Below are 25,836 nucleotides of genomic sequence, written 5' to 3'. Positions count from 1 at the left end.
TTAGTATACACGTTTTTCCGTCATTTTTCAACGCAAAAAGGCCACATCCAGCGAGAAGGTGAGGGCATAGAAAAACACGGTGGCTCCGGTCCCTGCAAGCACCCGGTTGAGGGCCGGGCCTTCCTCCCGTGCGAGACGAAGGAACTGGAGAAGGGCAAAGGGCAGGGTGATGCCGGCAAGCCAGGCCTGAAGGTGAAGGGCGATGCCATAAGCCAGGGCGAGGAAAAAGGCATATTCCAGGAGTCCTCCCCGCTTCCCCAGCAGCACGGGAACGGTCTTCCGGCCGGCACGGGCATCGGAGAAGCGGTCCCGAACGTTGTTCACCACCAGAATGTTGGTGATCAGTCCACCCACGGCCACACCGGCAAGGAGAGCATCGGGCGAAAGGGACAGGGTGTGGACATAATAGGTCCCCCCCACAGCCACAAGACCAAAGAACACCAGCACCGCCAGATCGGCCAGGGGTGTGCGGGCAAGGGGGAAGGGCCCGGCGGTGTATCCCCATCCTGCAAGAATGGAGAGAAGACCGATCACGAGGATGGGGATCCCTCCGCGGAACACGAGATACACCCCGGCCAGTGTCGCAAGCCCGAAGGCCAGCCAGGCTGCGCGGCGCATGGTGTCCGGAGGAATCCAGCCCAGGGCCACCGCCCGGGGGGGGCCGAGACGATCCTCCGGACGATCCACCCCCCGCAGGCCGTCATACAGGTCGTTCACAAAGTTGGTGCCGATCTGGATCCAGAGGGCCCCCCACAGCGCCGCCAGTCCCGCGAGCCAATGGAAGGATCCGTCCCGAAAGGCCAGCGCACTCCCGACCACCACAGGGGATAGGGCGGCCGGAAGGGTGGGGATCCGGGCTGCAAACAGCCAGCGCTTAAGCCTTCCGGGCACGGAGGGCGACGAAGGCTCCCGTGCCGTATCCGTCCTGGATTCGTCCCTCGCCATAGGGGTGCTCCTGGCTCTCAAACAGGGTTTGCATCACCTGCTCCGCCCGAAACCCGGCTGCGTTGAGTTTTTCCAGAAGTTCAGGCGTGGAAACAAAGGTCGCGTCCCGATAGAAGGGATTCCGCTCTTTCTCCCGGAGGTAACGCTCGCCCAGCCATGAATCGCGGTCCACAAACCCGGTCACCAGAAACCCGCCGGGCACAAGCACCCGGTGGATTTCCCGGAAGGTGCGGTCCAGATCATCCACAAAACACACCGTGGTCACCAGGAGAACCGCATCCACCGATTCGGTTCGTACGGGAAGATGTTCCGCCACACCCCGAACCACCCGGAGTCCCCTGGCACGGGCCTGTCGGAGAAGGGCGAGGGCGGGATCCACACCGAAGGCAAAGCCCAGAGGGGCGGCAAACCTCCCGCTTCCCACACCCACTTCAAGCCCTTTCCGGAAGGGGAGAAGTACCCTCCGCAACGCGCGAAGTTCGGCCTCATAGGCATCCGGATGTCGCTCAAACCAGGAATCGTATCGCTCCGGCAGTGCCTCAAACGCCCGATTTTGTGCCATGACTCACATCCGGTATCCCACCGCAAGAAGCCACATCGGCCGGGAAAGGCTTCCCTCCCGGGAAAGGAACTGAAAGGCGGCCTGGGAACTCTGATACAGCAACCCCGTTCGGATGTCCAGCCGGGCCACCCGGAACGCAAGACGCAGGCCGCCATAGGCCATGGGGAGCCACCCGGTGGAAACCTCGCCCAGGTGCGTGCGGGCAGAAACCAGACCTCCCATCCCGTGAAGGGAAAAGACCCGGAAATTCAACCCCAGATCCGCCAGAAGATCCGTCCGCTCGAGACTCCCTCCCTGTCCGGTGAACGCCCCTGAGAGGGCCACGTCCACCCTGCCCACGCCGAAGCTCAGCCCGAGCCGACCTCCCCAGACACCGGGGAGGTGGAAGGTCCCCGTCTCGTGGACCAGATCCACCACGGTGTCCTTCAGGGCTCCCATCTGAAGGGTTCCACCCCCCTGGATCACCCGCGCCGTGGTGTCCACCTGGAGACTGTCCCAGCTCCACGCGACATCTGCAGGCTCGGAGGTGGGCACGAGCACACGGACACGAAGGTCCCCCGAAGCGTCCACCGGGAGGGTGGCCCAGAGTCCCGCATCCACCGCTCCCCGGAGGCGCCAGAGGGAAAACCTGCGGAGGGCTCCCACACCGAGGGACGGCTGGAGCGCCCGGAGTTCGCCCGTGACCGAAACCGCAAAGAGGGTGCTGTCCTGAAAGGCTCCGGCAAAATTCCCCACCAGGGACCAGCCGGTCGTCGTATCCACCACGGCGCTTGCCCGTGTGGTGGCCGATGCATCCAGCCCCACTCCCGCGCTTCCCGCCCCGCGAATCCGCACGTCTTCCAGAAGAAGTCCCACCCCCCAGCTTCCCCAGGGTTTTTCCCGGACGAGATGCAGAAAGAAAGGCGTTCGGGACTCCCCGAACGAAACGTCTCCGGTGAGGGTGATCTCCAGGTCTCCCTGCAGCCGGACAGACACGGGTATCCGCTCCTGAGGGTCCAGATCGGGGATATCCTGGTGGGTCAGGGTGTCCTCAAAGGTCACATCCAGCGTGAGCACCTGCCGGGAAGATCCCCCCAGAGCGAGGGTGTTGCCCAGTCCACCCCCTGCGCCCACACCCATCATGCCCCACCGGGTGGAGATCGCCCCGCCCACAAAACTCACGCCGCCGGTTGCATCCAGGTGGGTGGTGAGGGGGAGACGGATGGGGACCTCAAAGGGCACGGAGTCCGGGTCGATGGACGGATCGTCCAGAAGAACCAGGGTGTCGGAACGCTCACCTTTCCAGCCCACGCTGGCACCCATCCAGAATCCGGGCGCCGTCCACCAGGCCCTGGCGGGCTGATAGAACCCTTCCGGAAATCCGAGGAGGGCGCGCTCGGCGGGCCCTGCCGCCGAGCGCAGGGTGAGCCCCAGGGTGGAGAAGGAAACGATCAGGAAAATCATACCCGGAGGGTTTTCAGAAAGGCAATCTTCTCCCTCACATAGGCAAGCAGGGGTTCGGCGGAAACCGGCTTGCCGGTCACCCGTTCCACAAGCTCCTCCGGACCAAAGGTTTTCCCCCAGGCATAGACGTTTTTCTGGAGCCATTCATACACCGGAAGGAATTCGCCCTTCCGGAAGAGATCCTCAAGGTCCAGCTCTTCCCGGAGACGGGCATGGAACGCCGCACCGTAGATGTTGCCCAGAGCGTAGGTGGGGAAATATCCAAAAGAACCATGGGACCAGTGGACGTCCTGAAGCACGCCCTCCCGGTTGGAGGGGACCTCCAGGCCCAGCAGCTCCCGGAACCGCTCGTTCCACGCCGAAGGCAGATCCATCACGGAAAGTTCGCCGTTCACAAGGGCGTGCTCCAGTTCGAACCGGAGGAAAATGTGCAGATTGTAGGTCACTTCATCCGCCTCCACCCGGATGAGCGAAGGACGCATTTCGTTCACCGTGTGGAGGAAGGATTCCAGGGAGGTTTCTTTGTGCTGCGGGAACATCTTCTGGAAGAGGGGATAGAAAAACTCCCAGAAGGCGGGACTCCGCCCCACGAAGTTTTCCCAGAAACGGGACTGAGATTCGTGAACGCCGAGGGAAATGGACGATCCCCGGGGCGTGCCCCAGTGTTCTGCCGGAAGCCCCCGGTCATACTGGGCATGGCCGGCTTCATGGAAGGCCCCGAACACGGCCTGGCGGAAATCCTCTTCGCTATAACGGGTGGTGATCCGGAGGTCGCCGGGGGTGATCCGGGTGAAGAAGGGATGCACGGTGGTATCCAGACGAAACTCCTCTGCGTCAAACCCCCAGTGGGCATACACCTGGAGGATGAACTCCTCCTGAACCGCCTGGGGATAGGGAGGGCGGAGATCGGGGGTGGCCTGCGGGAGGTCACGAATGATGTCCGGAAGTTCCCGGGCCAGGGGTTCAAAGATTTCCCGGAGGCGCCGGGTGGTCATGCCCGGTTCATAAAGGTCCAGCAGAGCATCGTAGGGATCGTCTTCATAGCCCAGAAATTCGGCTTCCTCCCGGGCCATTTGCACCAGCTGCTCAAGGTACGGCGCGAAGAGGGAAAAATCGTCATCCCGCCGCGCCACCTCCCACACCTTTTCCGCCTCGGTGGCAAGGCGTGCCCGCTCCTTCACCCAGGCTTCGGGGTATTTCTGGCTCCGCTCATATCCCAGTTTCCACCACCGGAGGTTCACCGCTTCAGGGGAGAGGGGATCCTTTGTGAAGTCCCCTTCGGATGCAGCAGCGAGCCACTCTCCCACCTCGGCGCGGGTGCGGCGCCGGTGGAGTTCGCCGGCGAGAAAAGCCACCACCTCACTCCGGTAGGGTGTGGCTTTCCGGGGCATCTTGGTGCGCATATCCCAGTAAAGAAGACTGGTGGCAGCCGAGAGATGGGCCAGTTCCTTGCTCCAGGCAAGCAACTTCTCATAAGCCTCGTTCGGTGTCATGGATTTTCCTCCCGCTTTTTGTTTCGGCCTGGTTTCATATTGTCCATGGTGAGGCCCGAACCTTCATCCTCGACCTTGACAGAGCTTTTTCGGAGGCATATACTATGGTCATGTATCCGGTAATTTTGGCAGTGGTTCTTTTCGGAAACGCTCCCAACACCGCGGCGGAGCCATCGTGTGAGGTTTCGTGTTGCGTTTCCATGGGGCATGCATCCGCGGATATGTGCGATTTGCCCCATGAAGCCCCGATGGTTGGTTGCCACGGGATTCAAGGGACGCACACCCTTGTCCTGAAGTCTCCAGAACTCCCCGGTGTGTATTCCGTGGGCTCTCCCCTCTCTGTGGACCCCCTTTTCCCGGGAAAACAGACGCAGCCGATCCGTTCCTCTTCGGAGGGACGTGCACCCCCACTGTCCCTGATCCGGGCTCATACCGTCGCCCTCCTCTGCTGATCCCGCCTTTCCTCCTCCCGACCCGCCGCTCCTGAGGCGGCCGAGGGTTTTGGGCATTCCAGCACCTTAAAACCAAACAGGAGGAAAGGTATGAGGAACACCACCCAACCCTGCACCCCCCGCCCCATCGGATGGGGCACCCATGGCCCTCAAACCCCGGAGGTCCGGCCATGATCCTGTGGATGATGCTGGCTCAGACCGGAGGAACGCTTTCCTATCCGGAAGCCCTCCGGCGAGCCCTTGAAGTCAATCCCTCCATCCAGGCCTCTCGTATGGAGGCAAAGGCGGCTTCTCAACAGACCCTCCCGGCCCTCCTCCCTCCCGATCCCATGGTGGGATACACCTTCGACCCCATGGAGGCCCCCTGGAGTGAGCGGGGATGGATGATTGCCCAGCGCACGCCCTTTCCTCTGGTGCTCTGGGAAAACTACCGTGCAGCACAGGCCCGTCGCGACCTTGCATCCTGGCGTGTCGCTTCTGCGCGGAGCCAGATTCTTTTTGAAGTTTCCCGGGCCTATGCGGACCTTGCTTACGCCCGGTCGCTCATCCACTATATTCAAGATTATCGGAAGCGGCTGGAAGAGGCGACCGGTGTCGCAGGGAAGCGCTATGAGACCGGACGTCCCCTGATGGAGGCCACCCGCTTTGAGGTGGAACGTCTCCTGCTGGAAGCCCAGCTGGAAAAGGCCCGGGCCATGGAAGATGCAGCGCAGGCACGTCTTCAGGCCCTGCTGGACCTGGACAGCCTTCCGGCCGTGGAGGGGATCCCGGAGGACGATTTTTCCCCTCCTGATGCGCCGAGCCTGCCTCAGGAAAGAAGCCGATTGCTGGAAAGCCTGCGTCTCCGGGAGAACCGTCGGGCCCTGTGGAGTTTCCTCCCCTCCATCCAGGTTCAGGTGATGCAAATGGAACGGTCGGGCATGACCATGACTCAGGCCATGCTCACCGTGCCCCTTCTGTTTCCTGTCAAGCAGCTTTCCCTTTACCGTTCCACGTCTGCCATGCTCGCCGCCGCCCGGGCAAACCGGAGAGAGGCGGATCTCGCCACCCGTTCGCTGGTGGAGAGTCTCACCGCCCGTCTGCGAGCACTTGCCGTGCGGAAGGTTCGTCTGGAGGAAGCTCTTCGGGAAGTGGAGACGCTCCTCGCCTCGGTGGAGGAATCCTTCACAGCGGGGAAACGCAGTTATCTGGAATGGCTGGACGTCTACGGCAAGCGCTTCGAAATTCTGAAAAACCTGGACGAAACCCGGCGGGATCTCTTTGTGACCCGGGTCCAGCTTCGGGCCCTGTACGATCGCTGGGATGTGGAATAAAAAGGAGGAAGAACCATGTTTGGAGTTCGTTTTCACCGGCCTGGCCAGGTTTTCTGGCTTGCGCTTTTGTTGCTGTCCGCGGGGCGTCTTTTCGCCCAGCACAGTGATCATGCGGCCCCCTCGGAGCACCAGACGTCGGAAAAACCGACGGATGCCGGGGCGGGCCAGGAGGTTGCCATGCCGGAAGGTTATGGCATGGTGCAGCTCGTTCCGGCCATCCGTCAGGCCATCGGTGTGGCGGTAGCAAAGGTGGAGCGGGGAACGGTGCGAAAAGAACTTCGGCTTGCCGGGGAAGTGCGCACGCCGGAGGATCGCCGGGTGTCCATCACCCTCCGGGTGGATGGATGGATCACCCGCCTTCTGGCGGACTATGAGGGGAAAACCGTTCGGAAGGGAGACACCCTGTTCTGGCTTTATTCCCCCACCCTTGCCGAGGTGCAGGAGGAGTTCTTTCAGGCTCGGGCCCGCGGGGATGCCCGCCTGGAGGCCCGGGTGCGCACCCGTCTCCGGCTTCTCGGTGTTTCCCCGGAAGTGATCGCCTATCTGGAAACGCAGGACACGGTGCTGTATGAACTTCCCTTCCTTTCCCCCGTCTCGGGCGTGGTGATGAACAAACGGGTGTATGAGGGAGACCGGGTCCGTCCGGGGCAGAAGGCCTTTGAAATTGTGGACCTCTCCCGGGTGTGGGTGGAAGCCTTCCTCCCTGAAAAAGATCTGGCCTTTGTCCGGGAAGGGGATCGGGTGGACGTGTCCCTGATGGACGGCACAACCCTCACCGGGAAAGTGATCTTTCTCTCTCCCACAGCGGAGATCCGCACAAGAACCCTCCAGATGCGGGCGGAATTTTCCAATCCCGGCGTGAAACTCCGTCCCGGGATGAGTGCGGTGCTCCGGATCGCCCGGACCCTGTCGGATGTGCTGCGTGTCCCCCGAAACGCGCTTGTGTGGACCGGCAACACCTGGATCGTTTTCGTGGAAACTTCTCCCAACCATTTTATGCCCCGGGAAGTTCAGGTGACGGCCCTTACCGACACCTGGGCCGCGATCACCGAAGGCCTTTCAGAAGGCGAAGCGGTGGTGGCGCAGGGGACGTTCCTGCTGGATGCAGAGAGCCGGCTTTCCGTCACCGGTGGGGGAGGACATGCGCACTGATGAGAAAGGCAGAGAATCCTCAACAAAAGACAAAAGGAGCTTTTGACCATGATCCGCGCGTTGATTGACTGGTCCTTCTGGAACCGGGGGCTGGTGTTTCTCCTCACGTTTCTTGCCACGCTGATCGGGGCATACAGCCTGTTTCGCACACCGCTGGACGCCATCCCGGATCTCACGGATCCCCAGGTGATCCTGCACGTCTCCTGGATGGGACGGAGTCCCGATCTCATGGAGGAGCAGGTCACCTATCCCATCACCAGCCGCCTGATCTCCGCACCCGGTGTGAAAACGGTGCGGGGTTATTCCATGTTCGGTAACGCCTTCGTTTATGTCATTTTTGAGGAGGGGACGGATCTTTACTGGGCCCGTTCCCGCGTGCTGGAATACCTTGCACAGGTCCAGAAAGACCTTCCCCCCGATGCGGGCATCACCCTGGGACCGGATGCCACAGGTCTCGGCTGGGTGTTCCAGTATGCCCTGGTGGACACCACCGGTCGCTGGAGCCTCGCCGATCTTCGAACGTTTCAGGACTGGTATCTCCGGTATGCCCTCCAGGCCGTGCCGGGCGTGTCCGAAGTCGCAAGCGTCGGGGGTCTGGTGAAAGAATATCAGATCGTCGTGGATCCGGTGAAACTCGCCGCCCACGGGTTCGCGGTTCGGGATCTCATGATGGCGGTTCGGAAGGCCAACCGGGACGTGGGAGGACGAAACTTCGAGTGGGAAGGCCGGGAGGTGATCATCCGGGGCCTGGGGTATGTCCGAAGCCTGGAGGATCTCGAAAACACGGTGGTGGGCTGGGGCCGGGACGGGAGGCCCGTCTATGTCAAAGACGTGGCCCACGTCCAGTTCGGACCGGCCCCCCGCCGGGGCGTGGCGGATCTCAACGGACAGGGGGATGTGGTGGGCGGTGTGGTGGTGATGCGACAGGGAGAAAACGCCCTCCGGGTGATCAACCGGGTGAAAACCCGTCTCCAGGAACTCCAGTCCACCCTTCCAGAAGGGGTGAAGGTGGTCACCACCTATGACCGGAGCGAGCTGATTCACAAAGCCATCGGCGTGTTGCTTCGGGCTCTGGTGGAGGAGTCTGTGATCGTGTCCCTCGTGGCCATCGTGTTCCTCTGGTCCCTGCGGAGCGCTCTGGTGGCCATCTTCCTCCTCCCGGTGGCCATCCTCCTGTCCTTCATCCCCATGGCGGGCATGAAGATCACGGCCAACATCATGAGCCTGGGGGGCATTGCCATTGCTCTTGGAGCGATGGTGGACGCGGCGGTGGTGATGATCGAAAACGCCCACAAACGCATTGAGGAAGCTCAGAACCGGAAGGGAGGGCGGCTCACCTATCAGGAACGTCTCCAGGCCATCCATCAGGCCACCGTCGAAGTGGGACGTCCTCTCTTCTTCTCCCTCCTGGTGATCACCGTTTCCTTTCTCCCCGTCTTTGCTCTGGAAGCTCAGGAAGGACGTCTCTTCAAACCTCTCGCCTTCACCAAAACCTTTTCCATGCTCTTTGCCGCCATCCTTTCCGTCACCCTGGCCCCCTCTCTCCTTTCCATTCTGATCAGTCCCGAGGTGGCTCCTGAACACAAAAACCCCGTCAACCGGATCCTGCACCGGTTTTACGAACCCCTTGCCCGCCGGGCCCTGGCGCATCCGTGGCGGATGGTGGGAGCGGCTCTGGTGGTGCTTCTCGTGTCCATCCCTGTCGCCCGGCGGATTGGCTCGGAATTCATGCCTCCGCTCGAAGAGGGGAGCATCCTGTATATGCCCACCACCCTTCCCGGCCTATCGGTCACCGAAGCCCGGAGAATTCTTCAGATTCAGGATAGCATTCTCATGACCTTCCCGGAGGTGAAACTGGTGTTTGGCAAGGCAGGGCGCGCCGAAACGGCCACCGATCCCGCACCTCTTTCCATGATCGAAACCGTGATCCTCCTGAAGGATCCCAGAGAATGGCGCAAGGGGATGACGTTCGAGAAACTCGTGGAAGAGATGGACAGCGTGCTCAAGGTCCCCGGATTCCCCAACATCTGGACCATGCCCATCAAGAACCGGATCGACATGGTCACCACGGGAATCCGTACACCGGTGGGGGTGAAAATCTATGGGCCCAGTGTGGAGACCCTCCAGGTCCTGGCCAACCAGGTGGAAATGCACACCAAAATGCTTCCCGAAGTCCGGAGTGTGGTGGCCCAGCGTCTTCTGGGGAATCTCTATCTGGACATCCGTCCCGACCGTCACAAACTGGGACTGTATGGGCTCCGTCTGGAGGATGTCAACCAGGTGGTGGAGATGGCCCTGGGAGGATTGATGGGCCTTCCCATCTATAAGGGGCGGGAACGATATCGGATGATCGTCCGCCTCCCCCGGGATCTGCGGGACGACGTGGAAGCCATCCGGAACCTTCCCCTCACCCTCCCGGGCAAGCCCGGTGCGTGGATTCCCCTTTCAGAGGTGGCGGACATCCAGCTTCGCAAAGGACCCAACCTGGTGCTCTCCGAAGACGCGGTGCCCGTGATTTTCGTGTTCGTGGATGTGAAGACGGATGATCTGGGCGGATTTGTCCGGAAACTCCGCACCATGCTGGATGAAAACCTGGATCTTCCCCCAGGCTATCGGATCAGCTTTTCGGGGCAATACGAATACATGGCCCGGGCGAACCAGCGCCTGGCCACCATTCTTCCTCTCACCCTGGCGGTGGTGTTTCTCCTCTTGTATCTCAACTTTGGACGCATGCTTCCCACCCTTGCGGTGATGCTCACCCTGCCCTTTTCGCTGGTGGGCGGCATCTGGCTCCTGTGGGCTCTCCGGTACAACTTCTCCGTGGCGGTCGGGGTCGGCGTGATCGCTCTCCTGGGGGTGGCGGCCGAAATCGGGGTGATCCTGTGGATGTTCCTGGACCGATACCGGGAGGAATGGGAAGCGGCGGGACGGCTCAAAACCCTGGAGGACCTGAAAGAGGCCATTCTTGCCGGAGCGGTGGAACGTCTTCGCCCGGTGATGATGACGGTGATGGCCCTCCTTCTGGGTCTGGCGCCCCTGATGTGGGGGCACGGTCCGGGTGCAAGCATCATGAAGCGCATCGCCGCACCCATGTTCGGAGGCATTCTCTCTACAGCGTTCCTTACCCTTTTCGTGCTTCCGGCGGTGTATTACCTCATCCACGCCCGGAGGATCCGGAGCATGGCAGCGCGGGAGCGCGAGATGTGAAACCAGATACATCCATGGGGTATTTGACAGGCTTCATCCGGGGGTGTATACTTCTCCCGGGTATGAAGTACATCAACCTCAAAAAAGGAGGAAGGACCATGAAGAAACTCTCCACGCTTGCAGGAGCACTCCTGCTGGTGGGAACCCTATCTGCCCAGCCCATGGGGAACATGAGCGGGATGGGCGGTATGAGTGGCATGGGTGGCAGGATGATGGCCATGCACGGAATGATGGGAGGCATGATGGGGATGCACGGGATGATGATGATGGAGCCCATGTTTCCCCACCTCCTCATGAAGGCCCGGCAGATGGCACCTGACAAGGGTGAAGTCCTGCGGGATCTTGTCAACACGAAACTCCCCGAATTTCTCCGGCAGAAAACGGAAGTCCAGATCGCGAAGATCCAGCTGGCCACGCTGCTCCAGGACTCCAAAACTTCGGAGCGCGACCTTGCAAAAGCCTTTGATCGCCTGAACCAGGCCCGGATGAAACTTCAGAAAATCAACCGGGAAGGGATTCTGGAACTTCGCAAGGTTCTGGGGGCCGAAGCCTTTTCCAGGCTCTTCGGGATGCAGGGGATGATGGGAATGGGTGGCATGCCCATGATGCACGGTATGCCGTCTCCCCAGATGCAGGAGATGATGCAGCGGATGGGAAACATGCCCATGATGCCCGGTCCCTCTGCACCTTCGGACAAAAGCGATGAATGATCGAGCGAAAAACCGGAGGGTGGGGCGTGAGCCCCGCCCTCCCCTGCAACGGAGGCCATCATGATGATGTGGGGCATGGGATGCTGTGGAGGATGGGGTATGTTTCTGGGTGTGCTGTTCTGGCTGCTCATTCTGGTGGGGATTTTCTATCTTATCCGCTCTTTTCTCCCCAACGGCAACGCACCGGGATCTCCGCCTCCCGGAACACAGAGGGATCCCCTCACCATCCTGAAAGAACGCTATGCCCGGGGAGAAATCACCCGGGAGGAGTACCTGAACATGAAAAAAGACCTGGAGGAGACGTCATGAACGGTCCCGGACGATCCCGGTTGTTATGGACCCTGGGTGGTCTGCTGCTGGCCCTGCCCCTGGGAGCCGTGCCCGGGATGAGGGGAGGACCCATGATGATGGAAGGGGGCTGGATGCGGATCCGGATGCAGGCCTTTCACTCCATACCCCCAAAATATGCCCGGATGACCAATCCCCTTGACCCCACACCGGAGCGTATTGCAGAAGGAGGAAAACTCTACGAGCAGTACTGTGCCACCTGTCACGGCTCCAGAGGATGGGGAGATGGGCCCGCCGGCCAGCAGCTCAATCCGCCCCCCACGCCTCTGGCCCATACGGTGGCCATGCCCATGACCACGGACGGCTATCTCTTCTGGCGGATCCAGAAAGGTGGTCAGGCCTTTGGCAGCGCCATGCCAGCATGGGAAGAGGTTCTGAACGAAGAGCAGATCTGGAAGATCATCCTGTATATGCGAGCGGGATTTCCTTCCCTTCAGGAGGAAGATGCTTCGGAACGCACAGAGGAAACCTCTCCATGAGATCCCGAAAGGATCTCTGGCTGGGTGCCGCCCTGGTGCTGGCAGGATTTTTTGGGCTCCTGTGGGTGTGGGGATTTCCGGGAAGAGGATGGTGGGGAGGGTGGTGGGGACACCACCGGTGGATGATGCCTCCCTATGGAGGGGATTTTGCTGCCCGCAACCCCCTTCCTCCTACGGATTCCGTCCTGGCCCGGGGACGATGGGTGTATGAGACGTTCTGTGCGAGTTGTCACGGGATTGATGGATGGGGTGATGGACCGGCTGCTCAGGCACTCTTTCCACCGCCCCCGGCCCTCCGGGCTCTTGCGCAGGTCCCGGCCATTCCGGATGGATACTTTTTTGAACGTATCCGAAGGGGAGGACGGTTGCGGGGAACGGCCATGCCGGCTTTTGACAGCCTGCTCACCGAAGAGGATATCTGGAGTGTGGTGGCCTACCTTCGGGAAGGTTTCCCGAAGGTCAAACCGATGGAGGAATCGTCTGTTCCTCCATCCCCAGCAGGAGGTGTGCCATGAAGGACGGACGCCGTATCCTCACTCTGGCGGCCCTGCTGGCATTCCTGGGCATGCCCGAGGACGCAAGCAGTCTGCCGGCTTTCGCCCGGCAGACGGGCATGAACTGCCAGTCCTGCCACGTGGCGTATCCCCGGCTCAATCCCTTTGGCAAAACCTTCCGGGACAGGGGATACACCCTGCAGGATCCTTCCGCCTTCCAGGGACCCTGGGAGTGGAAGGACTTTTTCCCCGTGGCGCTCCAGGGAATGTCCGGTTTTGGTTTTGAAGGGCGAGATGTGAAGGAGGGAAAGTTCGAGGTTCAGGCCTTCCAGATTTTCGCGGGAGGCCAGATCGGTCCCAACCTTTCGGCCTACCTCCATCACCATCTGGTGCTCAACGACGGTCCTGGCGAACTTCATGAAGCCTGGGCTCGCTGGACCGTTCCGGGGATGCCGATTTCCTTTCGTCTCGGTAAATTCGAGCTTCCCCTTGCCAATTCTCCGGGCAAAACTCTGATGACCCATTTTGAACCCAAGGCATATGAGGCACGTCTGGGGATGAATCCCGACCAGCTGGTCTCTTCCAAACATGCTTTTGAAATTGCACTGAACCTCCTGGGGAAGTGGACAGCCTTTCTGGATTTTATTCGCGAAACAGATTATCGTGGGGTTTTTGCCCGAATTCGGCGCACGTTTGCGCGGGGAGAGGCAGGTCTGTTTGCACAGGTTGGAGAAGCTGAAATTGAGCCTCCACAAGACGCGCCGGCGCCGGTCCTGATGGCGGAAGGAGGGCATGTTTCTGACGAATACACGCGAAGTGGAGTGGATGTTGATCTGTTTCTGAATCCGCGTATGCTCCTTTCCGGTGTAGGATACTATGCTACCCAGAGCAACCCCCACGGAGACGGTGATCCGGGTCAATTTGTAACGGGGTATATCGAGCTCACATATATCCCATCCTCCGTGTGGCTCACGGGTTTGCGAGTGGAGGGATTCAGGAATCTCAAGCCTGAAGAACCATCCAGTCAGGTGGCTCTCCAGCACGTGGGTGCCGAAACGGGATCTTTTCCGGACAGAGGAACCTGGATCAACGGATATCTGCAAGTCTATATTTCCCCCAATGTCAAGTTGCTCGCAGAATACCTTTATGATTTTCAGGCCAAAGGAGGTGAAAAGGGCATTGTTGGGATGCACTACGCGTTTTAGGTCCCATCCAAATAAAACCCAAAAAGGAGGATGACCATGTTGAGAAACCGCATCAACCTGAAGGCCCTCGAGGAGACACGGGAGAAGATCCTCCGGGGTGAGTTCCCGGAGAAGAAGGAGTTCCTGGTGGAAGGCCAGTGGCTGGTGGTGGATGGACCGGGCCAGTTCAAAGCCACCCTGGAATATCCCCGGGGGACGGTGGAACTCGTGACGGATCAACCTCCACCGAGCGGCGGTGAGGGCACGGCCCCCAATCCCGTGCAGTACTGCGTGTTTGCCATGCTCTCCTGCTATGCCACCACCTTCATGACCATCGCGGCCCAGAAGGGGGTGGACATCCGCAGACTTTCCGTTCGGGGAGCCTCGGTGGTGAACATGAAGGCGGTGTTTGAGATCGAAGAGGGACCCATTGTGGAAAAGGTCTGGATCGAACTGGATGTGGAGTCTGACGCGCCGGGCGAGGTGCTGGAGGAAATCCGCACCCTGGCCGACCAGAAGTGCCCGGCGGCCTTCACGGTGCAGAACCCGGTGCCCTTTGAGTCCAGGTTCGTGTGATGGACCCGGGTGGGGGTAGGGGAAACCGGGAAACAAGGAGGCCCGACGTGAACAAATCCCAGAAAACCCAGCGCAGAATGGACCGGAGAGGGTTTCTGAAGACCGCAGCAGCGGGAGCCGCAGGCATGCTGATGGCCGGCAAACTGGGTGCGTATGACTGGAAAACCTTTGAGTGGAGGGAGAAAGAAGAAATACCGATCCCCCCACAGAAAGATGAGGGGCTCACCTATGACCGGGAATTTAACATTGATGTGGTCACCACCCTCCACGAACTCCTTCCAGGTGTCAGGCTTCACATGCTCACATTCAACGGCCAGGTTCCGGGTCCCGAACTCCGGGTGAAGGAAGGGGAATGGGTGCGGGTGCGATTCACGAACAAAACCGAACTTCTCCACACCATCCACTGGCATGGTGTGGACGTGTATTACGAACACGACGGCGTCCCCTACGTTACCCAGAAACCGGTGATGCCGGGACAGACCTTTGTGTATAAGTTCCGGGCGTATCCTGCCGGGACCCGCTGGTACCACTGCCATTTCGCCACACCTTTCCATATGGCCCACGCCATGCATGGAGCCATCATCATCGAATCCGACGATGATCCCATCAAGAAGACTTTTCAGTACAGCCGGGATTACACACTGGTCCTGGAGACTTTTGATTCCTTCTTTCTGCGGGATGAGTTCAACCGGATGCTTGAGCGGATGAAACAGCGGATCTGGCTCATGAAACACGGGAAACTCGACGCGCGTACCCTGGCGGTGTTCAAGAACGTTCAGGAGTTTCTGAAAGCGGTGGAAGAGGGCTGGATCCCCCCGTATCTTCCTGAACGGAACCAGAGCCGTGAAGGTGCAGATCTCACCCCCAACTTCTTTGCGATCAACGGAAAATCCTATCCCATGACCGACCCTATTTTGATTCGCCAGGGAGAAACCATCCGGGTTCGTCTGATCAACGCGGGAGAGCTTATCCATTCCCTTCACCTCCACGGGCACCAGTTCTGGTGGGTGGCGGTGGATGGCAATCCCCTCCCCCACCCCATCAAGATGAACACGCTGGACATCGCGCCGGGTCAGACCAAAGATATCGTCATCGAAGGATACAATCCCGGCTACTGGACCTTTCACGATCACATCACAACGCGCGTGACCAACAACGGTGTGTATCCCGGTGGCATGCTCACCCTGCTCGTATATGAAGAGATGGCCGAACGGGATGGGTTCAAACCCATGGTGAGCCTGGATCAGTGAGGAGGTGCACCATGAAGCTCCATGTGAAGACGCTGATCGCCCGATGGTTTCTCATCACAGGGCTTCTCATTCCTCTTGCTTTCGGAAGGGCCCAGGAGGTTCGTCCACGGATCACCCTTGGAGGACGGGGACTGGTCTCTCTGAACACCGACGTCGCTCTGATCGGCCAGAATCGTGAGACCGAACTGATCAACGACTTCTCCGACACCTATCTGCTTCTCCGGCTGGACCGAAAACTCTATGGGGTGAACCGGGGTCAGGTGATGGGAACGGTGATCGGGTTCACCTTCCCCGATGCCGACAGCCGTCTGGGGCAGATCTACTTCGATCAGGCCCACGTGTTCTGGTGGAGTCAGTCGTGGGAATTGCTTGTGGGGCGAAGCCGCCTGGAAAACTTTGTCCTCGAATTTCCCACCCTCCGGGACGACGATCTGGTGGATTATGCCTATGTGCTCAACGCTTTTTCCGATGCCCCTGCAACCGAGTACGATCTTTATGGAAATGTGGCCCGGATCACGCTTTTCCAGCACCAGGCACGCATCGTGGAACGACTGCAGGTGAGCAATCTGGCTGTCACCGATGCTTCAGGTGCCCCTCTGGACAAGTTTGGCGTGCAGATGGCTTCTCTTGAGATGGCCTATCGCCTTCCCGACCCGGTTCGATTTTCCGGTCGCATACGAAAACTGGGGGTTCGATATGATGTCCAGCAGCTGGATGACCTGAACGACGCACTGCTTCACACGGTGACTGCGGGACTTGATCTGAATCTCACCCAGAACCCCCTTGCCAACTGGGAATTCAGGCTCCAGGGTTCCTATACTCCGGGGGTGGAGACATTACGTCAGTCCTCACTCCAGCGACCGCGGGATCTTGCTCGAGCCCGGAGTTACGCGGTTGTGGCAAGTCTGAGTTTTCTGCGCAGCCCCTATCAGGTTCCCCGGCTTCTCGTGGCTCTCACCGGGGCTTTGCGTGCCTATCCCGATCAGGGAGAACAGCGCATGAAGGCAATCGCGGGCGCATTTTACCAGATCGGGGCCGGGATGGACATTGGTCTCCAGTATGAGTTCGAAACCATTTCCCCGGGACTGGTTCCTCTGACCGGTTACGAGACCAACCACTCGCTGAAACTCCTCCTCTCCTTCGAATACGAAACCATGTTCAACGACTACTTTATGGATCGGGAAACCATCCTGAATCTCGAACACGGGTTTGCACCCTAAGGAGGAAGGGGCCATGCAAGCGCTGTGGATGATCACCCTCGCCCTTTTGTCCACGGGCCATCGCCTCACGCCCGATCAGCTCTCCCGCTGGCTGAAAGAGCGTGAAGCTGGAAAACGGTCGTTTCTTCTTGTGGATGTCCGCACGCTGGAAGAACATCAGGCTGGGATCATTCCCGGAACCGATACGCTGATCCCTGTGGAGGCTTTTGCCACGAAGAAACGCCCTGTTCCGGTAGATCCCGAAAAAGACACGGTGGTTCTCTATTGCCGCTCTGGACGGAGGGCGGAGCAGGCTGCCCGCATGCTCAGGGAACAGGGCTATCGTCACGTTTTCAACGCGGGAGGGATTCTCCAGTGGAAAGAAGCGGGGAAGGATCTCGTTCCACCCGGGATGGCCGCGTCTGTTCCATCGGACGGTGTGGTTCCCGCATCTCGCGTGTGCATGACTCAGGACGACGTGTATCCTCGAGACCTGATCCCCGTGGAGGTTGAGGGGGAAACCTACTACGGCTGCTGTCCGGGGTGCGCTGCGGCCATTCGAGCCAATCCCGACCGCTTCATCTGGGCCCGGGATCCGGTGAGCGGCGAGCGGGTGAAAAAATCCCGGGCCATCATTTACAGCTATCAGGGGAAAGCTCTCTATTTTGCCTCCCGCAAAACGCTGGAGGCCTTCAAGAAGAACCCGGAGGCGTATCTCCGGAGGGGAGAACAAAATCCATGAGAGGGGTGATTCTCACAGGTTTTCTCCTCCTGGGCGGTGGCCTCCTGTCGGCCCATGAGGGGCATGCCGTGTCCCCGGTGCCCGACACCGTCCAGGACGGCCAGCTTCAGCCCCCCGGGGGAGGGGAACCCTCCCCCGGGACTTTGTCTTCTGAACCGGAAGGGCCCAGCCTGATCCGGAGCCTCACCGAACATTTCCACAACAAGCTCATCCACTTCCCCATTGCCCTGAGCCTGGTGGCTGTCCTTTTCGTGTGGCTTGCCCTCCGGTGGCCGGGACTGGAGGCATCGGGGGAGATCCTGGTGTGGCTTGCCGCGATTTCGGCAGTTGTAGCCGTCGTCACGGGTCTTTTTCAGGCCTCTCCCTTCGAAGGTACTCCCAAAGCCCCCTGGGTGGAGCGCCATGAGATCCTGGGCTATGCCACCACCCTTTCCCTCTTTCTCTGGGCGCTCCTTTTCAGGTTCCCGGCCACCCGCCGGTGGGCCCGTATCTGGAGCCTTGTCGTCGCTCTTCTTGTGAGCGTCACCGCGTCCATTGGGGGGCTGCTGGCCCACGGGTAAGGAGAACAAGCCATGCTGGGATTCCTGAGTGTTCTTATCGGTATGAGCCCCACGGTGTTCACCCTCCGCGCCGGGGGAGGGGTGGGAATTCTCCATGGGGATTCCATCCAGGTGGTCCCCACGGGTCCAGTGACGACCTACGTGTCCATGAGTCCGGGTGGGGACACGCTTCTCGCCGTGAGTTCTGCCGAAAACCGCGTGTTCATGCTCCGGGCGTCCACCGGAGAAATTCTGGATACCATAGCGGTCAAACAGAGTCCCAAAGGGGTCAAGGTCTCCCCGGATGGATCTGTGGCTCTGGTTGCGGAAGAGGGGAACGGAACGGTGGCGGTGCTGGACCTTCAGAAAGGGAGACGTGTGGGGGAAATTCATGTGGGCAAGATGCCCCACAACATCCGGTTTTCTCCCGATGGGCAAACCGCCTATGTGACGGTTCAGGGGGAAAACCGGGTGGTGGAGGTGGACTGGAAAGCCCACAAAATCCTGCGGAGCCTGGACGTTCCCGGTGCTCCCCATAATCTGGATCTCGCGCCGGATGGGAAGTTTCTGTTCGTTGCAGGCGCGGAGGACGACACCCTGAGCGTGGTGGATCTCACCCGCTGGGAGATCATCCGCCGGATTCCCCTCACCCGGGGACATCACGGTGTGGACGTCACACCGGATGGGCGTTATGTGCTGGTGACCGGGATCGGATCCGACCGTCTCAACGTGGTCTCCGTCAGGGATCTGTCCGTGGTTCGGAGGATTCCGGTGGGACAGGGACCTCATGGCGTGCGATCGGATCTCCAGGGAAAGCGTGCCTATGTCACCACCCTGACAGGTGTGGTGGTGGTGGACCTCCCGTCTCTTCAGGTGGAAAAAACCCTTCCGGTGGAGGGATTTCCCTTCTGGGTTGCGGTGCGAGGGAATCCATGACATGCCGGGCTGATCATTCTCAGGGGGAAGATTGCATCTGCCGGATGCAGGATCCATGAGGGAAGTTCTGGATTGTTGTGTCCGGCCCCACCACGGGGGCGAACCGCAACACGCCCCTGAGGAGGTTACAACATGAAAAGGCCCCATCCAGAGCATTCTGGACCTTCCCATGGGCACAGCGACCGTGCCCACGGGGATCACCGGCATTCTCCGGTGAACCGGGAAAGCCATTCGGGGCACACCGGACACAAAAGTGCCCGAGGAGATCATGGAGGGGGGCACGCTCATCACGTGGCCGAATTCCGCCGTCGGTTCTGGATCAGTCTGCTCCTCACCCTTCCAATTCTGATCCTGTCCCCCGCTCTTCAGACATGGTTCCGTTTCCGCTTCACCTTTCCGGGACAGCTCTGGATTCTGTGGGGCCTTTCCTCTGCGGTTTACTTTTACGGTGGCTGGCCGTTTCTTTCCGGGATGAGGAAAGAACTGGCCCGGAGAAGGCCGGGCATGATGACCCTGATCGCTCTGGCCATCACCGTGGCCTATGGGTACAGTTCGGCGGTGGTCTTTGGCTTCCCCGGCAAAATGTTCTTCTGGGAACTCGCCACCCTGATTGACGTGATGTTGCTGGGTCACTGGATTGAGATGAAATCCGTTCTGGGGGCCTCCCGGGCCCTGGAGAAACTTGCGGCGCTGATTCCCAAAGAGGCCCATCGCCTTCGCCCGGATGGCTCGGTGGAAGAGGTCCCGGTCCATATGCTGGAACCCGGCGATCGGGTTCTGGTCAAGCCCGGGGAGCGGATTCCGGTGGATGGTGTGGTGGTGGATGGGCGCTCCAGTGTGAACGAATCCATGCTGACCGGAGAGTCCAGACTGGTGGAAAAGAAACCGGGAGACGAAGTGATCGGCGGGGCCATCAACGGCGAAGGGGCGCTGGTGATCGAGGTGCAGCGAACCGGAGCGGACACCTATCTTGCACAGGTGATCCAGCTTGTCAAACAGGCCCAGGAAACCCGTTCCAAAACCCAGGACCTGGCCAACCGGGTGGCCTTCTGGCTCACCCTGATCGCCATTGGCGTGGGGTTGCTCACGCTGGGAACCTGGCTTGCTCTCGGGAAAGACTTTGCCTTTGCCATGGAGCGGATGGTTACGGTGATGGTGATCACCTGTCCTCATGCGCTGGGGCTGGCCGTTCCCCTGGTGGTTGCCGTGAGCACCACCCTTGCCGCACGGAACGGCCTTCTGATCCGGGATCGCTCGGCCTTTGAACGGGCACGGATTCTGCAGGCTGTGATTTTTGACAAAACCGGCACCCTCACCGAAGGCCGGTTCGGCGTCACCGACATCATTCCTCTGAGCGATCGGCCGGAAGGGGAAATTCTCCGGATCGCTGCGGCGCTGGAGTCTTCCTCTGAACACCCCATCGCCCGTGGGATTGTGGAAAGCTTCGAGGGATCGGCTCCGAAGGTGGAGGAGTTCCGGGCGCTTCCTGGCAGGGGCGTGGAAGGACGGGTGGAGGGCCGAATCTATCGCGTGGTGAGCCCAGGGTATCTGAAAGAGCGCGATGTGACGGTGGATCATCCGGACGTTCGGCGGGTGATGGAGGAAGGCAAAACCGTGGTGTTTCTGCTCGAAGAGGAGAAACCTCTGGGAGCCATTGCCCTGGCGGATCGGATCCGTCCGGAATCCCGGGAAGCGGTGAAGCGTCTCAAAACCATGGGGCTGGAAGTAATGATGCTCACGGGGGATGCCCGGGCGGTGGCCGCCTGGGTGTCCAGGGAACTGGGGCTCGATCAGTTCTTTGCTGAAGTGCTTCCCCACGAGAAGGCGGCAAAGGTTCGGGAAGTCCAGGAGCAGGGAAAGGTTGTGGCCATGGTGGGAGACGGGGTGAACGACGCCCCCGCGCTGGTTCAGGCGGATGTGGGGATTGCCATCGGCGCAGGAACGGATGTGGCGGTGGAGTCCGCCGACATCGTGCTGGTGCGGAACGACCCACGGGATGTGGTGGCCCTCCTTTCTCTTTCCCGGGCTACGTACCGGAAGATGCAGGAAAACCTTCTGTGGGCCACCGGATATAACCTGGTGGCCATCCCCCTGGCCGCAGGCGTCCTGGCCTTCAAGGGGATCCTTCTGTCTCCGGCTGTGGGGGCTTTGCTCATGAGCCTCTCCACGGTCGTGGTGGCCATCAACGCCTAGATGCTGTGGAAACAGGTAGATCTTCCTGATCGGGAGGTGTGACCATGAGAAGAACACGCAAAAACCGGAAAAAGTGGGTTGTCTGGGGGGCAGGAGCCGGCCTGTTCCTCCTCTGGGGATTCTGGGTGATCCAGCGAGAGTCCACCCGTATCCCAGTGACCGCACGATCCAATCCCCGGGCCTATGCGGCCTATCTTGCGGCAGACCGGCTCAGAGGTCATCCGGCGCTGGACTATGTGCCCTGTTATTGTGGATGCGGGCGGCTCGGACACCGGAGCATCCGGAGTTGTTTTCTGCGGGGTTCGAAGGGCTATGATGATCACGGCGCCTATTGCAACATCTGCGTGGACATCATGCTCCGGGTGGAGGACGGTGTGGAAAAAGGACTGTCGGTGAGCGAAATCCGGCGCCGGGTGGACGCGGTGTACGCGTCCGATCCGCGGTTGCGTTCAACCCCCACGCCCCAGCCCCCCGCAGGGTTATAAGGGAATCGCCCATGAGCCCCTGATTGGGCGGGGGTTCCGTGGGTTGTGGAAAGTGTGGGCGTCTTTCTCCCACCCGTTCATTCTTGAGCTTTCCATCAGAAATGCGCCCGTCGCCCCCGGAAGAGTTCGAAAGAGGACGGTTTTTCTGGACCGCATCATCGGTTATCCGCTTCCCCGATTTGACAGACCGGCCCCCATCCCGGATCCTTGGCTGGATGGGACGGACAGACTGCGTGGGATTGCTGATTTTCTTCCTTCCAGCGCTGCTCGGCGCGCAGTTTGAACCGGGTCAGACGCTGGAACGGTTTGCGGATTTCCGATCCTTTGCATCCGGTGACCTGGATGGAGATGGCACGGGAGATATGGCGGTGGGCCACCGTCTCGGCCAGTTCATCACCCTGTATCTTCACCGATCCTCCGGATTCATCCCCGCGGACACCTTTCAGGACACGGCCGGGGTGCTGGATGTGGCGCTGTGCGATGTGCAGGGAGACGGTGTGCTGGACGTGGTGTATGCCGCCGGGAGCGGATCCACACAGCCTGTGGATCTCCGGGTTCGCCTTCGTCCGGGGGCGGATCCGGTGACGGTGGCATCGGGCATCACGGGATGGGTGGATTTTCTGTGCGGAGACTTCTGGTCGCCTGCAGGTGAGACGGATCTCCTTCTCCTCCGTGACGGCATGCTGGAAGCCCACACCCTGGACACCTTCGGCCTGCATCCCCGCTTGGTCTATAGCCAGCCCGAGGAGTTTTACGCTTTCCTCGCTCTGGATCGGGATGGGGACAGATGGGTGGACCGCGTTCGCATTGCAACCCCTGTGGGATTTGATCGCGTTGATCTGGACTCGAGCGGGGACACCACAGGGACGGGCAGCGACACCCTTTTTGTTCTCACCCTCCACATGGTTTCTATGGGTGTCGGACCTTCGGGCGCACCTGAATGGGCATCTCCGATCTCGGGCAACGGGATCACAACCTTTCAGGATCAGCCCCAGGGGGTCGCGTGGGGACCTCTGGTGGCCGATTCAGGCATCACCATGGCATCCCTTGAGTTTTCCGGGGATTCCTTTCTGGATCTGGTGGTATGGGTGCGGCAATCGGACGGAACAGGCGCACTCCAGACCTTTGTGAGAGAGGGTTCGGGAGGGTGGATTCCCGGTGGACAGCTGGACACCTTTCCGGTGGCCTCCTCCAGCGTGTCCCTCGGAACATCCTCCGGTGCGCTGTGGATGGACGCGGTGGACTCCCTCCGGGTCTACCGGGTGGGTGCGGTTTCCGCTGACGAAGGGCGCCCACCCGGCGGAAACCTCCAGTTGATCCGGCAAGTTCCTTCCTCCGCGCTTCTCCTCACACCCGATGGGCGTCTTGTCCGGGCGAGGGCAGGCCGCCTTCCTCCCGGTCTCTACTGGATGATCCCAGCTGACCCTGGCGCATCCCTCCGCCGGATCGTGGTGGGACCGTAACCGGGAATTCTGAGGTCAAGTTTTTCCTTTCCACAAACTGTTCCCGTTCGAATCTGTATACTTAAAATTGTCGGGCTTGTCTCGATGGCCCCATCCAAACAAGGGAGGTGATCCATGAAACGTATCCTGATCCTCGGAGGTGGCTCCGGGGGCGTGGTGGCGGCCAACCGGCTTGCCAAAAATCTGCGGGGAGAAGATGTGGAGATTACCCTGGTGGACCGTTCGCCGTATCACTATTTCATGCCCTCGTTCCCCTGGGTCGCGCTGGGATACAAAGAACTGGAAGAGGTCCGTCGGCCCCTGAAACGGCTCGAACGGAAAGGCATCCGGGTGATTCAGGACGAGGTGGTGGCCATTCATCCGGAAGAGCGGCAGGCGGAACTCAAAAACGGAAAGCTCGCGTATGACTTTCTGGTGGTGTCTCTGGGTGCGGAGCTCCACGATGACCTCATGGAAGGGTTTGATGTGGCCCATCATCCCTGGTCTCCGGAGGCTTCTGTGAAGATGCGGGAAGCGATCAAGGCCTTCCAGGGAGGAGATGTGGTGATCGGGGTCACAGGGCCCTATTACCGGTGTCCTCCCGCCCCCTATGAGGTGGCCGGTCAGCTGGATTTTGTCCTCCGCTCCCGGATGCTTCGCAAACAATCCCGCATCACGTTGGTTCATCCCGATCCGGCGCCCCTTGCGGGGATGGGGCCCGCCATCAGCGGTCTGATCACGGAAATCCTCGGAAACAAAGGTGTGGTGTTCGAAGGCAACTTCAACGTGACCCGCATTGACAAATCCCGAAAGGTGGTGGTGAGTGAAGACGGCCGGGAGGTTCCGTTTGACCTCCTCATCATGGTGCCCCCACACAAGCCCAGTCGGCTCCTCCAGAATCTGGGCCCCCATGACCCCCGCGGCTTTCCCATTGTGGACCCGGAGACCTTCCGGCACGCCCGGCACACCAACATGTTTCTGATCGGCGACATGATCAACCCTTCCCTGAACCTCCCTCCTGCCGGCGTGGTGGTGCACTTTCAGGCTGAATACGTGGCCAACGAGATCACCGCAGAAATCAAGGGCGGATTTGTGGGCGAGAGCTTCAACCCTGTGGCCATGTGCATCATGGATTTCGGGGACGACGCGGTGCTTCCCATGTGTGATTTCACCCAGATCATGAAACTGGAGGGCCCGCCTTCCTGCGGTGTGCTGGGACGGGGGAAGGCGGTTCGTCTGGCCAAGATGCTGTTTGAAGCCCTCTGGTTTGCCCAGCTTCTGTGACCAAAAGGAGGTTTCTCATGACGTTTGAAGTCAAAGACGAAAAGGCCCTCGCGGCACTCCAGGAGACCATGGACCTCCTGGTGCAGATGCACCAGGAGGGGAGCCTCGAATTTCTGAAAGAAGCTGCCCACGTATTTTCAGATGCCACAGCCTATCTCACGGATCCCAAGCTCCTCAAAATCTTTGCCAACCTTTCCTATTTCCTCCATATCCTGGAGCTCATCGAGCCCACCATCATCACCGTGATGTTCAACAACTTCGCAAAGGAGCTCGGGAAAGAGTTTACACCGGAACTTCTCAAAAATCCTCCCCGCATGGGGCCCATGGGATTCGTCAAGGCGCTTTCGGACCCCGACGTTCAGCACGGCCTGGGTTTCCTCTTTCTGTTTCTCAAGGTTCTGGGACGCTCCTTTGAGCAGTCCGCAGCGCAAATGTCCGGTATGATGGCCCAGGTGGAAAAGAAACTGTCCGAACTCCGTGCCCTGCGGGAAGAAACCCAGAAACGCCTTCAGTCCGGATAATCCAGGAATGCCCTCCGCGGTTCCTCGAGGAACCGCGGAGGGCCCTGAAACGTCCGGTCCTCTTCTGTGACATCTTCTCCTGCTGCTCCGTCGCCCCCGCTTCCCTGAAGATTCGACATTCACACTGTATCGTTCTGTCATGAGCCGGATCGTCCTCACCGGAACCCGCCGGATCGGGCGGGTGATTGCCTCCCGCCTCCTCAAGGACGGACATGATCTGGTGGTCGTGTTCCGATCTTCCCGGGAAGCGGTCGAGGCCCTCCGGGAAGAGGGCCAGGCCCTGGGACGACGGGTGGATGTCCTTCAGGCCGACCTTGCCCATCCCGGGGAGGGCACCCGGGTGGCAAGGCTTGCCCGGGAAAGAGGGCCCGTCCACGGGCTGGTCCATCTGGCCTCGCCCTACCGGCGAACCCCCTTCGGATCGGTGGAACCGTCCCATCTCATGGACCACTTCTACGCCATGGCCGGAAGCCTCGTGGAAATGGTCCAGGTTTTTCGGGAAGATGCGGATCCGGCTTGTCTGGAAGTCCAGTTTCACGCCGTGGTGTTCGGAGACTGGGCGGTGGACACGTCTCCCTATCCGGATTACGTTCCCTATTTTCTGGGTAAAGGGGCTCTCCACGCGGCCGTTCGTGCGCTGGCCAAGGAAATGGCCCCCTGGGGCGTGGTGAACGCCATCGCCCCCGGACCGGTGTGGCGGCCCCCGGACCTCCCGGAAAAAGCCTGGCAGAAAGTGCTGGACCAGACCCCTCTCCGGCGGGAGGTCTCCATGGACGACCTCGCGGATCTCACCCGCTTCCTCCTTGCCACCACCTCCATCACCGGCGAAATCATCCGGGTGGATGGGGGACGGCACCTTGCGGGTTCAGGCCTCCGCTCCGACTGAC

24 protein-coding genes are annotated in these 25,836 nt (G+C 60.3%); 20 read left to right on the top strand and 4 right to left on the bottom strand.

The window, feature by feature from the left end; genetic code table 11:
- Positions 1-27: 27 nt before the first annotated feature.
- The 4 genes from AC6HU3_RS00930 to AC6HU3_RS00915 are packed head-to-tail and all read right to left on the bottom strand — an operon-like array spanning position 28 to position 4,443.
- Positions 28-891 carry a 1,4-dihydroxy-2-naphthoate polyprenyltransferase gene (locus AC6HU3_RS00930; protein ID WP_497473935.1) on the bottom strand — a complete coding sequence of 288 codons (864 nt, stop codon included), beginning with the start codon at positions 889-891 and terminating at the stop codon, positions 28-30.
- Positions 875-1,507 (bottom strand): class I SAM-dependent methyltransferase, encoded by a 633-nt coding sequence (locus tag AC6HU3_RS00925; RefSeq protein ID WP_497473934.1) that lies wholly within the window; start codon positions 1,505-1,507, stop codon positions 875-877. Before AC6HU3_RS00925 ends, AC6HU3_RS00930 begins: the two co-directional genes overlap by 17 nt.
- 3 nt (positions 1,508-1,510) lie before the next feature.
- Positions 1,511-2,950 carry a hypothetical protein gene (locus AC6HU3_RS00920; protein ID WP_497473933.1) on the bottom strand — a complete coding sequence of 480 codons (1,440 nt, stop codon included), beginning with the start codon at positions 2,948-2,950 and terminating at the stop codon, positions 1,511-1,513.
- On the bottom strand, positions 2,947-4,443 hold the full coding sequence (locus AC6HU3_RS00915; protein WP_497473932.1) for a carboxypeptidase M32: 1,497 nt from the start codon (positions 4,441-4,443) through the stop codon (positions 2,947-2,949). Before AC6HU3_RS00915 ends, AC6HU3_RS00920 begins: the two co-directional genes overlap by 4 nt.
- 622 nt (positions 4,444-5,065) lie before the next feature.
- Between AC6HU3_RS00915 and AC6HU3_RS00910 the strand changes: the two genes are divergently transcribed.
- The 20 genes from AC6HU3_RS00910 (at position 5,066) to AC6HU3_RS00815 (ending at position 25,835) form a co-directional block, all read left to right on the top strand.
- The gene (locus AC6HU3_RS00910; RefSeq protein ID WP_497473931.1) at positions 5,066-6,208 is read left to right on the top strand and encodes a TolC family protein; all 1,143 of its coding nucleotides are present in this window, start codon (positions 5,066-5,068) and stop codon (positions 6,206-6,208) included.
- Between the two features lie 15 nt (positions 6,209-6,223).
- Entirely contained in the window at positions 6,224-7,360 is a 1,137-nt protein-coding gene (locus AC6HU3_RS00905) for an efflux RND transporter periplasmic adaptor subunit (RefSeq protein ID WP_497473930.1), read from the top strand.
- A 48-nt stretch (positions 7,361-7,408) separates the two neighbouring features.
- Positions 7,409-10,567 carry an efflux RND transporter permease subunit gene (locus AC6HU3_RS00900; RefSeq protein WP_497473929.1) on the top strand — a complete coding sequence of 1,053 codons (3,159 nt, stop codon included), beginning with the start codon at positions 7,409-7,411 and terminating at the stop codon, positions 10,565-10,567.
- Between the two features lie 98 nt (positions 10,568-10,665).
- Positions 10,666-11,277, top strand: coding sequence for a hypothetical protein (locus tag AC6HU3_RS00895; protein WP_497473928.1), 612 nt, complete (start codon positions 10,666-10,668; stop codon positions 11,275-11,277).
- Positions 11,278-11,337: 60 nt separating this feature from the next.
- Positions 11,338-11,586 carry an SHOCT domain-containing protein gene (locus AC6HU3_RS00890; protein ID WP_497473927.1) on the top strand — a complete coding sequence of 83 codons (249 nt, stop codon included), beginning with the start codon at positions 11,338-11,340 and terminating at the stop codon, positions 11,584-11,586.
- Positions 11,583-12,104: a c-type cytochrome gene (locus tag AC6HU3_RS00885; protein WP_497473926.1), complete on the top strand. Its 522-nt coding sequence runs from the start codon at positions 11,583-11,585 to the stop codon at positions 12,102-12,104. The genes AC6HU3_RS00890 and AC6HU3_RS00885 overlap by 4 nt, the downstream gene beginning before the upstream one ends.
- Positions 12,101-12,619 carry a c-type cytochrome gene (locus tag AC6HU3_RS00880; RefSeq protein WP_497473925.1) on the top strand — a complete coding sequence of 173 codons (519 nt, stop codon included), beginning with the start codon at positions 12,101-12,103 and terminating at the stop codon, positions 12,617-12,619. Before AC6HU3_RS00885 ends, AC6HU3_RS00880 begins: the two co-directional genes overlap by 4 nt.
- Positions 12,616-13,803, top strand: coding sequence for a hypothetical protein (locus AC6HU3_RS00875; protein WP_497473924.1), 1,188 nt, complete (start codon positions 12,616-12,618; stop codon positions 13,801-13,803). The genes AC6HU3_RS00880 and AC6HU3_RS00875 overlap by 4 nt, the downstream gene beginning before the upstream one ends.
- Before the next feature lie 36 nt (positions 13,804-13,839).
- Positions 13,840-14,358 carry an OsmC family protein gene (locus tag AC6HU3_RS00870; protein WP_497473923.1) on the top strand — a complete coding sequence of 173 codons (519 nt, stop codon included), beginning with the start codon at positions 13,840-13,842 and terminating at the stop codon, positions 14,356-14,358.
- Positions 14,359-14,405: 47 nt separating this feature from the next.
- Positions 14,406-15,608: a multicopper oxidase family protein gene (locus AC6HU3_RS00865; protein ID WP_497473922.1), complete on the top strand. Its 1,203-nt coding sequence runs from the start codon at positions 14,406-14,408 to the stop codon at positions 15,606-15,608.
- A gap of 11 nt (positions 15,609-15,619) precedes the next feature.
- Positions 15,620-16,828: a hypothetical protein gene (locus AC6HU3_RS00860; RefSeq protein ID WP_497473921.1), complete on the top strand. Its 1,209-nt coding sequence runs from the start codon at positions 15,620-15,622 to the stop codon at positions 16,826-16,828.
- 13 nt (positions 16,829-16,841) lie between these two features.
- Positions 16,842-17,549 (top strand): rhodanese-like domain-containing protein, encoded by a 708-nt coding sequence (locus AC6HU3_RS00855; RefSeq protein ID WP_497473920.1) that lies wholly within the window; start codon positions 16,842-16,844, stop codon positions 17,547-17,549.
- Positions 17,546-18,109, top strand: coding sequence for a DUF2231 domain-containing protein (locus tag AC6HU3_RS00850; protein ID WP_497473919.1), 564 nt, complete (start codon positions 17,546-17,548; stop codon positions 18,107-18,109). Before AC6HU3_RS00855 ends, AC6HU3_RS00850 begins: the two co-directional genes overlap by 4 nt.
- A gap of 12 nt (positions 18,110-18,121) precedes the next feature.
- Positions 18,122-19,024 carry a YncE family protein gene (locus tag AC6HU3_RS00845; RefSeq protein ID WP_497473918.1) on the top strand — a complete coding sequence of 301 codons (903 nt, stop codon included), beginning with the start codon at positions 18,122-18,124 and terminating at the stop codon, positions 19,022-19,024.
- 132 nt (positions 19,025-19,156) lie between these two features.
- Entirely contained in the window at positions 19,157-21,217 is a 2,061-nt protein-coding gene (locus AC6HU3_RS00840; protein WP_497473917.1) for a heavy metal translocating P-type ATPase, read from the top strand.
- A 44-nt stretch (positions 21,218-21,261) separates the two neighbouring features.
- Positions 21,262-21,702, top strand: coding sequence for a PCYCGC motif-containing (lipo)protein (locus AC6HU3_RS00835; protein ID WP_497473916.1), 441 nt, complete (start codon positions 21,262-21,264; stop codon positions 21,700-21,702).
- 215 nt (positions 21,703-21,917) lie between these two features.
- The gene (locus tag AC6HU3_RS00830; RefSeq protein ID WP_497473915.1) at positions 21,918-23,165 is read left to right on the top strand and encodes an FG-GAP-like repeat-containing protein; all 1,248 of its coding nucleotides are present in this window, start codon (positions 21,918-21,920) and stop codon (positions 23,163-23,165) included.
- A gap of 114 nt (positions 23,166-23,279) precedes the next feature.
- Positions 23,280-24,428, top strand: coding sequence for an NAD(P)/FAD-dependent oxidoreductase (locus AC6HU3_RS00825; protein WP_497473914.1), 1,149 nt, complete (start codon positions 23,280-23,282; stop codon positions 24,426-24,428).
- A 17-nt stretch (positions 24,429-24,445) separates the two neighbouring features.
- On the top strand, positions 24,446-24,949 hold the full coding sequence (locus AC6HU3_RS00820) for a helical membrane plugin domain-containing protein (RefSeq protein WP_497473913.1): 504 nt from the start codon (positions 24,446-24,448) through the stop codon (positions 24,947-24,949).
- A 139-nt stretch (positions 24,950-25,088) separates the two neighbouring features.
- Positions 25,089-25,835, top strand: coding sequence for an SDR family oxidoreductase (locus AC6HU3_RS00815; RefSeq protein WP_497473912.1), 747 nt, complete (start codon positions 25,089-25,091; stop codon positions 25,833-25,835).
- Position 25,836: the final 1 nt, after the last annotated feature.

Source organism: Caldifarcimen microaerophilum, assembly GCF_055387105.1.
The sequence above is the reverse complement of the archived record's forward strand: the minus strand, read 5'-3'. Positions and strand labels throughout refer to the sequence as shown.